Below are 15,037 nucleotides of genomic sequence, written 5' to 3' on the forward strand. Positions count from 1 at the left end.
ACCCCGCACACCCGCCAGGGACGACGGACGCGCCGTCGGCGACAGCACCCCGCCCCGCACGGCGCCCGGGGTCACACAGGCTTGTCGCCATTCGGGGCCATCGGGCCGCACCGACCCCCTCCACTCCGTAACCTTACAGCGCGAAGTTTATCGTCACAGCCCCTTGTCGCACTCAACTTACATGCGTAGCCTTACGTCCGTAAGCACACAGTCGAAGCCTCAAGGAGCCCCCATGAGCACGCCGGTCGCCATCCGCGCCACCGAGATCGTCCTGCCCGGCGCGGTCGAGCCGAGCGGCCTGGAGGTCCGGACCCGCGACCTTCCCGCTCCCGACAAGGGCCAGGTCCTCCTGCGGATGGACGCGACCGGAGTCAGCTTCGCCGAGCAGCAGATGCGCCGCGGCAAGTACTACGACCAGCCAGCGTTCCCCTTCGTGCCCGGGTACGACGTGGTGGGCACCGTCACCGCGACGGGGCCCGGCGTGGACGCCGAGCTGACCGGACGCCGGTTCGCCGCGGTCACCAAGGTCGGCGCATGGGCCAGTCATCTGCTGATCGACGCCGCGGAACTGACGCCGGTGCCGGACGGCATGGACGCGGCCACCGCGGAGACCGTGGTCGTCAACGGGATCACCGCCTGGCAGATGCTGCACCGGATGGCCAAGGTGCGCGCCGGCGGAACCGTGGTGGTGCTGGGCGCCAACGGCGGTGTCGGCTCCATCCTCGCGCAGTTGGCCCGGCACGCCGGGATCACGGTGATCGGCACCGCCTCGGCGCGGCACCACGCGAGCGTGCGCGAACTGGGCGCGATCCCGGTCGACTACCACGACCCGGACATGTACGACCAGATCCGGGAGATCGCGCCGGACGGCGTCGACGCGGTCTTCGACCACGTCGGCGGCCCCGGACTGGCGCAGTCGTGGCGACTGCTGCGCCGGGGCGGAACCCTGGTCTCGTACGGCACCGCGGCGACGAAGAACGAAGAGGGCAGCTCGCAACTGCCGGTGCTGAAGCTGTTCGCGCAGCTCGTGGCGTGGAACTCGATGCCCAACGGCAGGAGCGCGCACTTCTACAACTTCTGGGCGGGCCGGCGCCGCCGGACGGAGTGGCAGCGCCGACTGACCCAGGACCTCACCGAGGTGCTGCGCCTGGTGGCCAACGGCGTCCTGACGCCGCAGATCGCCGCCCAGATCCCGCTGCGCGACGCCGCATCGGCGCTGGCGCTCGCCGAGTCCCGCACCGTCATCGGCAAGGTCATCCTCGTCCCGGGGGCCTGACCGACGCGTTCTGAGCCCGCACGGCTCCGACCACGGCGGCGGACGCGCTGATGCCGCGCGGCATCTCGCGGCCACCGCAACGCACCACCGACTGCCGCGCGACATCCGGCGGCCCACCGCCACGCACCACCGACTCAGCCCGGTACCCGGGCAGCTTCCCGGACCACGTACGTACCCGTGCCGACTCTCGGCCACCTCTGCCGGTCCGTCCGTCTCGTCAGTTCACCCCACTGCCTCGGAGGTTCCGTCATGCCCCTCACGATCGCCGCCCCCCAGGTCACCGGCCCCAGCACCGCCACTGCGACGCGCTCACCGATCGAGGTCGACAACCGCGCGGCCTACATCGGCTTCGGACTCGCCTACGTATTCGGGCACGGCTCGGCCGCACTCTCCAAGGGCACCAGCCCGCTGCTCGATCTGCCCGCCTGGCTGCCCATGGCGCTCCTCGGCGCCGGACTCGCGGTCGGCACCATCCAAGCCACCCGCGCCGCCCTGCGCGCCCAACGCGGCGCCACGGGGCCGGACCTCGTGTCCGGCAAACTGCTCGGCGCCTCCTGGCTCATCGGCTTCGCCGCCCTGTTCCTCGCCATCACCGGCCTGTCGTCCGCCGTCGATACGCCCGACCTCCAGTCCATGCTCTGGCCCACCGGATCCGGCCTCATTGTCGGCCTGATCTACGTCAGCGAAGGCGCCGCACGCCGCAACGTCCTGCACTACGGTCTCGGCGTCTGGCTCGCGCTGACCTCCACCGCCGCGCTCTTCCTCGGCACCCCCGGCCTCTACTGGGTCCTCGCCATCGCCGGCGGCGGCGCCTACGCCGTCGCCACCGCCCTCGAACGCCGCCGCCTCGGCCTCCGCTGACCACCCGCCTTCACGCACCACCGCAAGGAGAACCCGATGATCTACCACGGCATCCGCATGAAGCTCAGGGAAGGCATCACCTCCCAGCAGATCGACGAGGCGCTGGACTGCCTCAAGGACCAGGGCCGGACCATCCCCGCAGTGAAATCGTTCATCTTCGGCCGCGAATACCACAGCGACTTCGACTGGAGCGCGGTGTTCGCCCTGGAAGATCTGGACGCGTACTGGGAGTACCTCATCCACCCGGTGCACCTGACATCGGAACGGGTCGCCTTCCCTCTGATCGAAAGGTTCGAGAGCTTCGACATCTCCGACACCCCCCACCCAGAACTGGGAGCCAAGATCGCAGAGCTACAGAAGCGGCACTACGAAGCCGACCCCGGGCTCGCCGAGCTGCTCTCCGGCCTCGACTCCCACACCGGCAGCAGCGCTCTCGGGCACAGGGGTTGACCTGCGGCCGAGCCCCCTCCCCCGGCGGCGACGATCGATCGCCATCCGCTATGGCGGCCCTCGATTCGGACCCGGTGACGTACCCCCGTTTTGCCTGGCCGCCGTCGCGGTGTCCGCCCCCACGGCGCCGCGACGGCCCGCACCGGACAAGTCCTCGCAGCACGGACACACTTGGGAGCCTGGTTGTCCGAAATAGGCTCTCCGGTACACGGAACCTCCCCGGGGCACCGCGCATCTTCCGGTGCGCAGGCGCCGACTGACTTCGCGCGCCGATTCGTATCCGAGGGGATCCCCAAACTTCATGAAGAACAAGCTGACCGCCGTGGCCCTTGCGGCCCTCGTCGTCGCGGGCACCGCCGCTACGGCCATCCCGGCCTCGGCCGCCACCGCCAAGGCCGCGCCGACCCGCTGCCACACCGCCGACCTGAAGGCCGGCTTCGCCATGGGGGAGGACGCGAGGCCGGAGATGGACCAGACCGAGAGGCAAACCCAGGCGCACATCTGGTTCAGCAACAAGAGCACGCGCACCTGCACCCTGTCCGGCTTCGCCGGTGTCGACATGATCGGCGCTCAGGGGACTGACGGCACCTGGTCGCTGGCACGCTCCTCCAAGGCGCCCGAAAAGATGGTCCTGGGGCCGGGAGACACGACGGACTTCAGCATCAACCTGCTCCCGGTGGCCGCTTCCACGCCGCAGAAGGAGAAGTTCGTTCCGGCGAAGTTCCTGGTCACCCCGCCGAACGAGACGAAGCACTTCACCCTGAAGTGGCCGTTCGGCGGCCAGATCCTCAAGCAGGACGGCGCCACCCACCCCGGCACCTACCTCAACCCGGTCGGCCTGTAACCAAGCTGGACAGCCCCTCACCGCCGTCCCTGAGTCGGCCAGGGGCCGGTCCGCCTCGTCATTCCGGGCGCGCCGGCCGACGCGGACGTCGGCCGACGTCCGCGTCGGCCGGTGATGGGGCGTGAGGGCCCGTCACGGCCTGTCTCAGGTCTCAGGTGAGCGGCCGGTTGCGCAGGGCGGCATCGGCCATCCCCTGGAGTTCATCGCGGCCGACACCGCGCCGGCCTGACGGGCTCGCCCAGGTGGGCGAGCCCGTCAGGCGTCGGGGCGCTCCGCGGCCGCCCGCTGCGCCTCCTCCACGACGCGGTGCAGCGCCGCCACATGTCTTTCGAGTGCGGCCCGTCCGGTCGGGGTGAGGGCCAGCCAGGTCCGGGGGCGCTTGCCCACGTAGCCCTTCTTCACCTCGACATAGCCCCGGGTCTCGAGCGTGCTGACCTGCTTGGAGAGCGCGGAGGGCGACATTCCCACCGTCTCGCGCACCCATCCGAACTCGGCCCACTCCACACTCACCAGCAGCGACACGATCGACAGCCGCGTCGGGTCGAGCAGGGCGGTGTCGAAGTCAGCGGGATCCATGGGCGACACCGTTCATGCCGTCCTTACCGTCGCCGCGCATCGCCAGGGAGTTCAGCCCCCGCTGCAGACTGCGGCCGAAGATGATGAGGGTGGCGCCGAGCATCGCACCCGCCACCGTCCCCGCGTACGGGAACAGGTGGTCCGGCATGAAGGGTGCGCCGACGAAGCCGATCAGCACGACGGCGACGATCGTGAGTTGGGCCGACCGTGCGAAACGCGGGGAGATCTCACTCCTGCGCACGCGAGTGGGCCGCCCCAGGAGGGCGCCGCCGCGCGGGGTTCGCAGCATCACCGCGTACGCCACGATCAGTGCGGTGACCGCCAGGGAGACCCCGGAGCGCACGTCGTCACCGAAGAAGTCGGGTGCCGCCAGCTCGGCGAAGAGCGCGAGGCCGAACACGACGCCGACCCAGCGGGACTCCTGCTCCGAGGCGCGGCCCTGGGCTCGGAGCCGCTCGATGTCGCGCAGTGCGCGGGCGGCCTCGGTGGGCGGGGTCACACGGTCGGACATGGGGTACCTCCAGGAGCTTGCGCATGCTTCAACCGAACCAGTTTCCTGAATGGAAACTAGTTCCCCTCGGCGGAACAGTCAACCGACGGGACAGTCGTGTCCTGAGGACGGGAGGTGGCGGGAAAGCCGCCTCCCGGAAGGGCGCCGGGGCTGGGCGCGCCCATGGGAGCGGTCGGACGCTGGGCCGAACGGGGGCTTTTGCGGGCGATCCGCCACGTCGCCGCCCCATCTGACAGGCATTCAGATGATGGTGTGAGAAATCATCATTGCCGCGTCGACCGATGGGATGCGCCGTGCCCCGGTTCAGCGTCATCGTGCCCGCATACGAGGTCCAGCCGTATCTGAACGACTGTCTGCGGTCCGTGCTGGAGCAGGACTTCACGGACCTCGAGCTGATCGCGGTCGACGATCACTCCCCGGACGCCTGCGGCGCGATCATCGACGAGGCGGCGGCGTGCGACCCCCGGGTGCGGCCCGTGCACCTGCCGGAGAACGCGGGGCTCGGCCGGGCCCGGAACGCCGGGATCCGCCGGGCCACCGGCGACTATCTGCTCTTCCTCGACGGCGATGACACCCTCGCCCCCGGCTCGCTGCGCGCCATCGCCGACCGGCTGGCGCGGACCGGCGAGCCGCAGGTGCTGGTCTTCGACTACGCGCGCGTGGACTGGACGGGCGAGGCCGTGCGGAACGTCCGGGCCGAGCTGCTCCGGCAGGGGGATCCCGAAAGCGTCCGCCAGGTCTTCCGGCTCGATCAGCGGCCCGAGCTGCTGCGGCTGCTGATGGTCGCCTGGAACAAGGCGTACCGCCGGGACTTCGTCCGTAAGGAGGGCTTCGCCTTTCCGCCCGGCTTCTACGAGGACACCCCCTGGACCTTCCCGGTGCTGCTCGCCGCCGAGTCCATCGCCGTCCTGGACCGGGTGTGCGTCCACTACCGGCAGCGGCGGCGCGGCGGGATCCTGCGCACCACCAGCCGTCGCCACCTCGATGTGTTCGAGCAGTACGACCGGGTGTTCCGGTTTCTCGACGCCCGGCCCGGGCTGGCCCACTGGCGCCCGGCGCTGTTCCAGCGGATGGTCGACCACCTCGGTGTGATCGCCGCCGCGCCGGGACGGCTGCCGGTGCGGGCCCGGGCCGAGTTCTTCCGCCGGGCGGGCGCGCACCACCGCCGCTACCGGCCGCTCGGCGCGGCCACCCCGCCCGGCCGCGCACGGTGGCGGGGTCTGCTGCTGCGGCTGGGCGCCCGCCGGGCGTACGAGCTGCTGCGCGGCGCCGACCGGCTGCGCCGCCGCACCGCCGACCGCGGCCGTACGGCATATGCGGGGGGCCGCCGGGCGGCGCTGTGGCTGCACTACCGGCTGCAGCGGTGCCGGCCCGTCGATCCCGGGCTCGCCGTCTTCGCCGCGTACTGGCACCGGGGCTACGCCTGCCATCCGGCGGCCATCGAGGCGAAGGTGCGTGAACTGGCGCCGGGGGTGCGCACCGCCTGGATCACCACCCCCGAGTACGCGCACACCCTGCCGCCCGGCGTGCTGCGGCTGCATCCCGGCTCGGCCGCGTACTGGACGGCGCTGGCCCGCGCCCGCTTCCTCGTCAACAACGTCAACTTCACCCAGGGGATGCGTAAACGGCCCGGTCAGATCCATCTCCAGACCCATCACGGCACCCCGCTCAAGCACATGGGCCTGGATCTGCGGGACCGCCCGGCCGCCGCCCGCGGCATGGACTTCGGCAAGCTGATGGAGCGGGTGGACCGCTGGGACTACAGCCTCTCCGCCAACCGCCACACCACCCTGGTCTGGGAGCGGGTCTACCCCTCCGGCTACACCACGCTCCCCTACGGCGCCCCGCGCAACGACGTCTTCCAGCGCGCCACCGAGGACGAGGTGGCCCGGCTGCGCGCCCGGCTGGGCATTCCCGCCGGTACCGTCGCCGTGCTGTACGCGCCGACCCACCGCGACTACCAGCGCCGCCATGTGCCACGGCTGGATCTGGAGCGGGTGGCCCGCGCGCTGGGTCCCGGGTTCACCCTGCTGGTCAGGACGCACTACTTCCATGCCCCGGCCACGGGCGCGGCGAGCCCCACCGGGCGGGTGCTCGACGTCTCCGGGCACGGGCAGGTGCTCGACGTCCCGGGACACGGCCAGGTGCTCGACGTCTCCGGGCACGGCCGGGTGGAGGAGCTGTGCCTGGCGGCCGACGCGCTGCTCACCGACTACTCGTCCCTCATGTTCGACTACGCCAATCTCGACCGCCCCATCGTCATCCACGCCGACGACTGGGACGCCTATCGCGCCGCCCGCGGCGCCTACTTCGACATCACCGCCGCCCCGCCCGGCCCGGTCTCCCGCACCGAGGACGAGCTGATCGCCCTCTTCGCCGGAGGCGCCTGGTGCGGTCCGCGCTCGGCCGCGCTGCGCGCCGCGTTCCGGGCCCGCTTCTGTCCGTACGACGACGGGCGGGCGGCCGAACGCGTGGTGCGCCGGGTGTTCCTCGGCGAGCGCCACGCGCTGCTGCCGCCCGTCGTCCCGCTCGCCGAGCGCCGCCCCGCCCCCGCCGCCGTCCGCGCCCTCCCGAACGTTCCCGCCGGTCCCGCCGGTCCTGCCGGTGCTGCCGGTCCTGCCAGTGCTGCCCGTCCCGACCGGCCCGCCGAGCCCCGGACGGCGCGGCGGGCCGGGGTGGTGTGCGCCGCACCGGCCGCCGCACCAGCCGCCCCGCCGACCGCCTCACCGGTCGCCACTCCCGCCACCGCTCCCACCGCCTCACTCCCCCACCGGAGCCGCCCCCACTAGCCCCCGCCAACCCCACCGGCCCCCGCGCCCCCACCCGCCGCGAGGACCCCGCGCCCGCCGTCCCGCCGCCCCGACCCAGGACGCACGATGCCCCTCACCGCACCGCCCGCCGCCCCCCGCCCCTGGCTCGCCGACCCGCCGCCGCTGGTGCGCGGATACCGGCGTACGGTCCCGCTGCCACTGCGCCGCGCGGTCGTCGCCGTGACCGGCCCGGGGCTGCGCCGGGCGGCCATGCGGGGCCTCGGCGGGCTGTCGGCCGCCTCCGGCGTGCTGCGGCTGCGCCGGGCGCGGCGGCGGATGCGCCGGGCCGGGCTGCTGGCGAGGGGCGACCGGATGGTGATCGCGAGCCGGCGGGGTGCCCTGGTGGCGACCCTGGCCCCCTCCCCCACCCCGCTGTTCGCGCGCGGAGAGAATCTGCGACTGGTGTGCGAGGCCCTGGACCGGGCGCGGATCGACCACTTCGTGGTCCGCTGCCACAGCAACGTCGGCTCGGCCGTGGGCGTCCGGTCCGATCAGCGGGCGGAGGTGGTCAAGGCGCTGTCCGCGCTGTGCGCCGAGGAGGCCGGTTATGTCTCCCTGCCCCCGCGGCGGGGCCGGGCGACGGCCCCGCCCCGGCTCGGCGGTACGCGACGGGCCTGGCGGCGACTGGCCGCCGCCCCCGTGATCCGCTTCACCCGCTTCCACACCGGGCCGGGCGGACGGCTGGTCCTCGGCCCGGCCCACGGCTGCGACATCGAGTTCTGGGAGCCCGGCGGGCAGGGTGAGGAACGAGTGCTGATCGCGCCGCGCTTCAACCGCACCACCGCGTCGGTGCCGCTGGTGGGCGAGCCGGTCCGCGCCCCCGACCAACTCTTCACCCGGCTCGCCCCGGCCATCGGCTGGCAGCCGGGGCCGCTGGTGCGCACCCGCCCGGAGTTCCTCACCCGGCTGCCGGACGAGGTCCGCTTCCCCATCGACGTCGTCTACACCTGGGTCGACGGCTCGGATCCGCAGTGGCAGCGGCGGCGGGCGGCCCTCGCGGACGCGGGCTATCACGCCCAGGCCGCCAACGCCGCCCGCTACGCCAACCGCGACGAGCTGCGCTACTCCCTGCGCTCGCTCTACATGTACGCCCCCTGGGTGCGCCACATCTATCTGGTGACCGACCGTCAGGTGCCCGACTGGCTCGCCGTCTCGCACCCGGGGATCACCGTCGTGGACCACCACGACATCTTCGACGACGCCAGTGTGCTGCCCACCTTCAACTCCCACGCGATCGAGACCCGGCTGCACCACATCGACGGGCTCGCCGAGCACTTCCTCTACTTCAACGACGACGTCTTCCTCGGCTCACCGGTCACCCCGCAGGACTTCTTCCTGGCCAACGGCGTCTCCAAGTTCTTCCCGTCCCGCGCACTGATCCCGCTGACCCCGGTGGGCCCCGGCGACGTCCCCGTCTCGGCGGCGGGCAAGAACAACCGGGCGCTGCTGGAAAAACGGTTCGGGCCGGCCGTCACCCAGAAGATGAAGCACACCCCGCACGCCCTGCGCACCAGCGTCCTCACCGAGATCGAGAAGGAGTTCCCCGACGCGGTCCGCGCGACCATGGCCAGCCGGTTGCGGTCGACGTCGGACATCTCCGTACCGTCCTCGCTCCACCACTACTACGCCTTCCTGACCGGACGCGCGGTCCCCGCCCAGCTCCGCTACGACTACTTCGACCTGGCCCAGCCCACCATCCGCGCCCGGCTGGCCAAACTGCTGCTGGCGCGCCACTGCCAGGCGTTCTGTCTCAACGACACGGTCTCCTCCGAGCGCGACCTGGAGGACCAGCTGGCTCTGGTCCGCCCCTTCCTCGACGCCTACTTCCCCCTCCCCAGCCCGCTCGAGCGGGCCGTCACCCGACAGGAGACGCGGCAGCCATGCCCCTCGCCATCACCCTTCCCCTGAACCCGGACGTCCTCGAGGCGGGCCGGCCGTATCCGCGGGCGCTCAATGTGCTCAGCCGCAAACAGACCGCCGTACAGCGGCAGTTGCGGCGTGCCGGGCTCGCGGGCTACGAGCCGACCACCCAGGCCACCTTGCTGGCCCTGGCCCAGCAGGCGCCCGAGGGCAGCGTGGTGTACGACATCGGCGCGCATATCGGGCTGTACTCGGCGCTGATCAGCGCGGTGTACGGGAGCGGCGGGCCGCGGGCCATCGCGTTCGAGCCGACCCCGGAGACGGCCGCGCTGTGCCGCCGGATCCGGGACTGCAACCGCCTCGGTTTCGAGGTGCAGCAGACCGCGCTGGCCGCCGAACCGGGCACCGCCGAGCTGTACTTCTCCCATAAGTCGGAGTCCTCCAACTCGCTCAACCCGGCCCACCGTCGGCACACCGAGTCGGTGACAGTGCCGGTCACGACGGTCGACGCGTTCACCGGGGAGCGCGGCATCACCCCGCATCTGATCAAGATCGACGTGGAGACACTCGAGGCGGCGGTGTTGCGCGGGTCGTACGAGACGATCCGCCGCCACCGGCCCTGGATCGTCTGCGAACTCCTGCCCGGGGCCGACCACAACGCGCTGCGCACCGCGCTCGTGCCACTGACCGCCATGGACTACGGGCTCCACCCGATCACCCCGGAGTCGCCCTGGCACCGCTACGACGAGACGACCTACCGGTCCGCGGTGAGCGGGCAGTGCCGCGACTGGCTGCTGGCCCCGCGGCCGCTGACCCCCGCCTTCCACCGGGCGGTGCGGCGGTGGCTGATCGCGATTCTGGCGTGCGACGAGACGACGAACATCATCAGCACCGACAAGGCGTCGTTCCCTTACGGCTGGAACGCGCCGTACCGCTCGCCGCGGGGTGCGACGCGGGTGCCCCGGACGGGGCTGCTGCGGCTGGCGGGTGCGGCCGCGCTGGCCCGGCGGGCGGTGGTCCCGGCGCGGCGTGCGCCTGGTGTTCAGGCGACGGGCAGCGGGTCGTTGCGGGGGTGAGGGTGGGGAGATGGGGCGGGGGCGCTTGCGGTGGGGCTCGCTGGTCGTGGGCGGGCCGTGGTTTTCCCCACCCCGCCCCTTCCCGAACCAGGGGGCTCCGCCCCCTGCCCCCCCCGCCGGGGCTGCGCCCCGAACCCCGGGGCGACCCGCTGTGCGGGTCATCAGCGGGGCCCTCGGGAACGGTTCACCGGGCGGGCGAGCGGCCGGGGCCTTCGCCTCCGTGGAACGGCTCACGGCGCGGGGGGATCACGGAGGTGACCGGCCGGGGTCTTCGGGGAACGGTTCGCCACGCGGGTCACACCAGCAGCGGGCCCACAACAGCGGCTCGCCGTGCGGGTGACGGCCGTTAGCCCTCGGGACCCCGTCAGCGGTGTGCCCTCGGGGCTTTGCCTCCGGGCAGCGGCGTAACTCCGGAGGCCCTCAGTCAGCGGTGACACCCCGAGGCCCGGGCCTCGGGACCATCTGGGCCCTCGGGACCATCTGGGCCCTCGGTCTCAGCCTGCGGGCCCCGCCCGCACATAGTGCTCCAGCCGGATGCCGGGGAGGCACAGCGAGTACGCCAGTCGGAAGCGCCCGGTCAGCACGGTCGTCTTCGCCCGGCGGGTCTCCGGCTCATCGGCCGCGATCACCCACGCCGACCGCGCCCCGCCGAGCCGCCGCAGCAGCTCGGCGGGGCCGACGTCGACCCCGTAGAGCGTGCCGGAGGCGGGGCCGGGCGTGCCCAGCGCGATGTCGCGCAGCCCGGCGAGGGGGCGCGGATAGGCAATCGCGATCCGCCGTTCCTTGGGCGGGTCGTACAGCACCGGCTCACCCGACCGGGTAAGCCTGCCCACCGCTGCGGCCAGCGCCGCCAGGTCGTCCTGACGGCTCAACGGCTCCCGCTCCCGCTGGTGCAGCGGAAGCTGCCAGACGAAGCCGCAACCGACCGCCAGAACCCCGGCCGCCGCCACCACGGCGCGACGCCCGCCCACCACGGCCCGACGCCGGGCCAACATGGCGCGACGCCCGGCCAACATGGCGCGGCCCCGGTCGGTCACCACCCCGGCGAGCCGGTCCGCCTCCACGGCGGCCCGACACCGCGCCACCACCCGAGCCAACCGACCCGCCACCACCCCAACCAGCCCGTCCGACACCACCCCGGCCCACCGGTCCACGCCCACCCCGGCCCGCCGACCAGCCACCACCCGAGCCGACCGCTCCACCCCCGCCACGCCCCGACACCGCGCCACCACCCGAGCCAACCCATCCATCCCCACCCCCGCCAGCCGGTCCACCCCCGCCGCAGCCAGTAGGGGGATGCCCGCGAGGGCGAAGAGGAGATAGCGCTCGTGGAAGCAGGGGCGGTGGAAGGCGAGGGCGAAGAGGAGGACGGGCGGGACGCAGAAGAGGGGCAAGGCCACCGCGGTCAGCGAACGCCATCGGGGGCGGACCACAGCGACCGCGATCAGCAGGAGGTTGAGGGCCAGGACGAGCGCGCTGGGGCCCGCGAAGTCCTCGACCACCGCCCACAGCCGACCCGGCGTCGGATGGCGGATCCAGGCGATCTGCGCGCTCTGCCGCCGGGCCAGCGCCGCCAGCGGCAGCACCGCGCACACGGCCCCGGCCGACGCGCTCCCCCAGCCCCACCACACGCGGCGCGGGGCGCGCGAGACGAGCAGCGTCAGGGCGTGTGCGGCGAGCATGAGCACCGCGAAGACGTGCAGCAACGCGGTCACGGCCACCACACCCCCGTACGCCGCCCACCGCCACCCCGCTCCCGACGCCGCCCGCTCCGGCCCCGGCGCCGAGGCGGCCCGCGCTACGCGAGGCACGCCGCCGCGGACCAGTACGGCCGAACGGACGCGTGCGTCCGACGCCGCCCTGCCCGCCTCCCCGGCCGCTCGGTCGGGCGCGGCCGAGCGGGCAGGCCCGCCCGCGGCCCCGGCCGCTCCCGCAGGCCCAGCCGCTCGGGATACCGCCCCGGCCCCGGGCGTGGCCGCCTGACCCGGCGCGGACCGGTCCGCCGGAGTGGCCCGCGGGCCCGGCGCGGGCCGGTCCGCCGGAGTGGCCCGCGGGCCCGGCGCGGACCGGTCCGCCGGGACGCCCCCCGCAGCGCCCCCCGTCGCCGCCCCTACGGCAAGCCCCGCCGCGCCCACCAGCAGGTACGTCGCCCACGCCGCGCCCGCCGTGACCAGGGCGTAGGAGCGGCCCTCCTGGGCGTAGTGGGTGACCACAGGAGTGGCCGCGTAGAGCAGGCCGGCCCACAGGCCCACCCGGGGGCGGGCCAGGCGGCAGCCCAGGGCGGCTACCAGCGCGGTGGCGGCCACGGCGGCCAGGACCGAGGGCAGGCGCATGGTCACCTCGGAGGGGTGCAGCGCCAGCAGTGGGTGCATCAGGAGGTAGTAGAGGCCGTGGACGGCGTCCACGGTGCCGAGTGCGTCGCGGATCTGAGGGACGGTCCGCCGTGCCATCTGGTACGTCGCGGACTCATCGCGCCACATCGTGCCACGGTCCAGACCCCACAGCCCCAGCGCGAGCATGACGGCCATCGGGAGCACGATCGCCGTCGGCACGGAGGTCCCAGCACGCTTCCGCTTCCGCACCCTCACCCTCACCCTCGCCCTCATCCACACCTCATCCATCCCACACGACAACAAAAGGCATAAATAAGACTATTCGCCTACAGTGTGCAGTCAGGACGACACATCCGCCGCGAAGGGCACGCGTCATGAACCGCCTCGGTATCGAAAACCCCCGCGGTCTCGTGGCCTTCGCCGCGCTGACCGGGTGTCTGGTGACCCTGGCGGTGGCGGCGCTCACCGGGGCCGGAGGGTTCTTCGCCGGGGCGGGGCTGGTCGGCTGCGGCTGTGAGCTGCTGCTGCACCGCACCGAACCGGGGCTGATGGCCCGTCTGGGGCGGCTGCACATGGGTGCCACGTCCCGCTTCGAGATCCGCTGCGTCCTGCTGCTTCTGCTGCTCGGCCGACTGCATGTCACCGGCCCCATCGGGCTGGCCGCGGCCATGACGCTGGTGCTGTGTCTGCTGGCCGGGCAGGCCCTGCACGCCGCGCTCATCACACTGCTCCGGCGGCGCCGCGCCCTCGCGGTCGCGGCCCGCAACATCGATCTGCGCCGACTGGACATCAGCGACCGGCCGCCCCGCCGACTCACCGAATGGCCCGGTCAGCGGATGCTGGTCTACGAACTGTCGGCGCTGCTCGGGCTGACCGCGTCGCTGATGACCGGCGACGCCCGCTGGGTGGTGGCGGCGCTCACCCTGGCCGCCGGATCCTGCCTGATCACGGTGGTGGCTCTCGTCCCGTACCTCGTCCGGGCCATCCGACGGTTGCCCGGCGCCGCCCAGGTGCTAGCCGAGGTCGACGCCTGGCTGATCCATCGCCGCCCCCGTACGGTGCTGTACTTCTCCGGTCCGCGCGACCGCGCCGACCAGCTCACCCGCTGGCTGGGGCCGGTGGCCGCGCTGCCCACCCCGTCCCTGGTCATCGTGCGCGAACGGGAGCTGCTGGAGGCCCTGGAGCCGACCCCGCTGCCAGTGCTGTGCGTGCCGAGCGCCGCGCATCTCTCGCAGTTGGACCTGGGCGGGGTGCGGGTCGCGCTCTACCCCGCCAACACCGGCCGGAACATCCACCTCCTGCGGATCCCCACCATGCAGCACGTCTTCCTGGCTCCCGGCGGCGACGGCGACGAGGCCGCCGCCGTCGATCCGTACAGCAAGGTCTACGACCAGGTGTGGGTCGCGGGCGAGGCGGGGCGCCGGCGCCATGTCCAGGCCGCGGTCGGCGTCGAGGACGCCGACATCGTGGAGATCGGCCGCCCCCAGCTCGACGGACTGCGCGTCGCCGGGACCGGCCACACCCCCGCGCCCCTGCCCACCGTGCTGTACGCGCCCACCGGGGACGGCGCGGCGGGTGAGCCGATCGTACGAGCGCTGCTGGACAGCGAACGCCCCCTGCGACTGCTCTACCGGCCGCATCCCCCCACCGGCCACCGCACCCCCGAGGCCCGCGCCGTCCACCGCCGTATCGTCGCCCTGATCGACGCCGCGAACGGGCGGCGCACCGCGGACGCCCTCGGCGAGGCGCCCGAGGACGCCGAGGCACAGCGCGCCGAGGCACAGCGCACCGAGGATGCCCGCCGCCGCGCCGAACTGGCCAAGCGCATCGCGGCGCTGGACGCGCGGCTGCGCCGGGCCGACGCCGACGAGGCCATGCTCACGCGGGACCGGGCCGCACCCGATCCGGCCCTGCTCACCGAGGCCGAGGGGCTGCGCCGGCAGTGGCACCAGGCCCACTGGGCGGCCTCACCGCCCTGGCTCCACCAGGTGATCGAGGGGGGCATGCCCACCCTCCACTCCTGCTTCGACCAGGCCGATCTGCTGATCGGCGATCCCTCCGACGTGGTCGGCGACTTCCTCGCCACCCTCAAGCCGTACGCGCTCACCGTTCCGGCGGGGCTCGGCGAGGAGGAATTCCGGCGGCAGAACGTCGTGGCCAGGGCGGCCTATCTGCTCGGCCCCGGGGCATCCGGTATGGAGGACCTCCTGCGCCGGCTCTTCGACCCGTGCCTCGACGAGCTGCGCACCGCCCGCCACGAGGTGAAGGAGTTTCTGCTCGGCCCCACCACCCCACCGTCGATCCAGCGCTTCACCGACGCCGTGGACGCGCTCGCCGAGAAGGGCGAGACGGTCGTCCGGCTGCGTGACCACCACACGGCCCCGACCCCCGGCGCCGGACGCTGGTCCGTCATCCGATAGCAAGACATCCCACAGGTACG

At 73.3% G+C, this 15,037-nt stretch carries 11 protein-coding genes; 8 read left to right on the forward strand and 3 right to left on the reverse strand.

What is annotated here, in order from left to right:
- The first annotated feature begins 232 nt into the window (after positions 1-232).
- The 4 genes from AS97_RS19365 (at position 233) to AS97_RS19380 (ending at position 3,431) form a co-directional block, all read left to right on the forward strand.
- Positions 233-1,276, forward strand: coding sequence for a medium chain dehydrogenase/reductase family protein (locus AS97_RS19365; RefSeq protein ID WP_210565353.1), 1,044 nt, complete (start codon positions 233-235; stop codon positions 1,274-1,276).
- 249 nt (positions 1,277-1,525) lie between these two features.
- Positions 1,526-2,137, forward strand: coding sequence for an ABC transporter permease (locus AS97_RS19370; RefSeq protein ID WP_107119242.1), 612 nt, complete (start codon positions 1,526-1,528; stop codon positions 2,135-2,137).
- A 36-nt stretch (positions 2,138-2,173) separates the two neighbouring features.
- On the forward strand, positions 2,174-2,587 hold the full coding sequence (locus tag AS97_RS19375; protein ID WP_086709670.1) for a Dabb family protein: 414 nt from the start codon (positions 2,174-2,176) through the stop codon (positions 2,585-2,587).
- A 301-nt stretch (positions 2,588-2,888) separates the two neighbouring features.
- Entirely contained in the window at positions 2,889-3,431 is a 543-nt protein-coding gene (locus AS97_RS19380; protein WP_210565354.1) for a DUF4232 domain-containing protein, read from the forward strand.
- A 255-nt stretch (positions 3,432-3,686) separates the two neighbouring features.
- Here AS97_RS19380 and AS97_RS19385 read toward each other — a convergent pair whose 3' ends face one another.
- Positions 3,687-4,007 carry a transcriptional regulator gene (locus tag AS97_RS19385; RefSeq protein ID WP_059144552.1) on the reverse strand — a complete coding sequence of 107 codons (321 nt, stop codon included), beginning with the start codon at positions 4,005-4,007 and terminating at the stop codon, positions 3,687-3,689.
- On the reverse strand, positions 3,994-4,518 hold the full coding sequence (locus AS97_RS19390) for a hypothetical protein (protein WP_210565355.1): 525 nt from the start codon (positions 4,516-4,518) through the stop codon (positions 3,994-3,996). The genes AS97_RS19385 and AS97_RS19390 overlap by 14 nt, the downstream gene beginning before the upstream one ends.
- Positions 4,519-4,811: 293 nt before the next feature.
- Here AS97_RS19390 and AS97_RS19395 point away from each other — a divergent pair, with 293 nt between their 5' ends.
- From AS97_RS19395 to AS97_RS19405, 3 genes are all read left to right on the forward strand, one after another.
- Positions 4,812-7,307, forward strand: coding sequence for a bifunctional glycosyltransferase family 2 protein/CDP-glycerol:glycerophosphate glycerophosphotransferase (locus tag AS97_RS19395; protein ID WP_247204425.1), 2,496 nt, complete (start codon positions 4,812-4,814; stop codon positions 7,305-7,307).
- Positions 7,308-7,394: 87 nt separating this feature from the next.
- Positions 7,395-9,236, forward strand: coding sequence for a stealth family protein (locus AS97_RS19400; protein WP_210565357.1), 1,842 nt, complete (start codon positions 7,395-7,397; stop codon positions 9,234-9,236).
- The gene (locus AS97_RS19405; protein ID WP_210565358.1) at positions 9,209-10,264 is read left to right on the forward strand and encodes an FkbM family methyltransferase; all 1,056 of its coding nucleotides are present in this window, start codon (positions 9,209-9,211) and stop codon (positions 10,262-10,264) included. Before AS97_RS19400 ends, AS97_RS19405 begins: the two co-directional genes overlap by 28 nt.
- A 494-nt stretch (positions 10,265-10,758) precedes the next feature.
- Here AS97_RS19405 and AS97_RS47460 read toward each other — a convergent pair whose 3' ends face one another.
- Positions 10,759-12,792 (reverse strand): glycosyltransferase family 39 protein, encoded by a 2,034-nt coding sequence (locus AS97_RS47460; RefSeq protein WP_247204426.1) that lies wholly within the window; start codon positions 12,790-12,792, stop codon positions 10,759-10,761.
- Positions 12,793-12,971: 179 nt separating this feature from the next.
- On the opposite strand from AS97_RS47460, the gene AS97_RS19415 reads away from it, so the two are divergent.
- Positions 12,972-15,017, forward strand: coding sequence for a hypothetical protein (locus tag AS97_RS19415; RefSeq protein WP_059142382.1), 2,046 nt, complete (start codon positions 12,972-12,974; stop codon positions 15,015-15,017).
- Positions 15,018-15,037 lie beyond the last annotated feature (20 nt).

It is taken from the genome of Streptomyces sp. AgN23 (genome assembly GCF_001598115.1).
Taxonomy (GTDB): domain Bacteria; phylum Actinomycetota; class Actinomycetes; order Streptomycetales; family Streptomycetaceae; genus Streptomyces; species Streptomyces antimycoticus.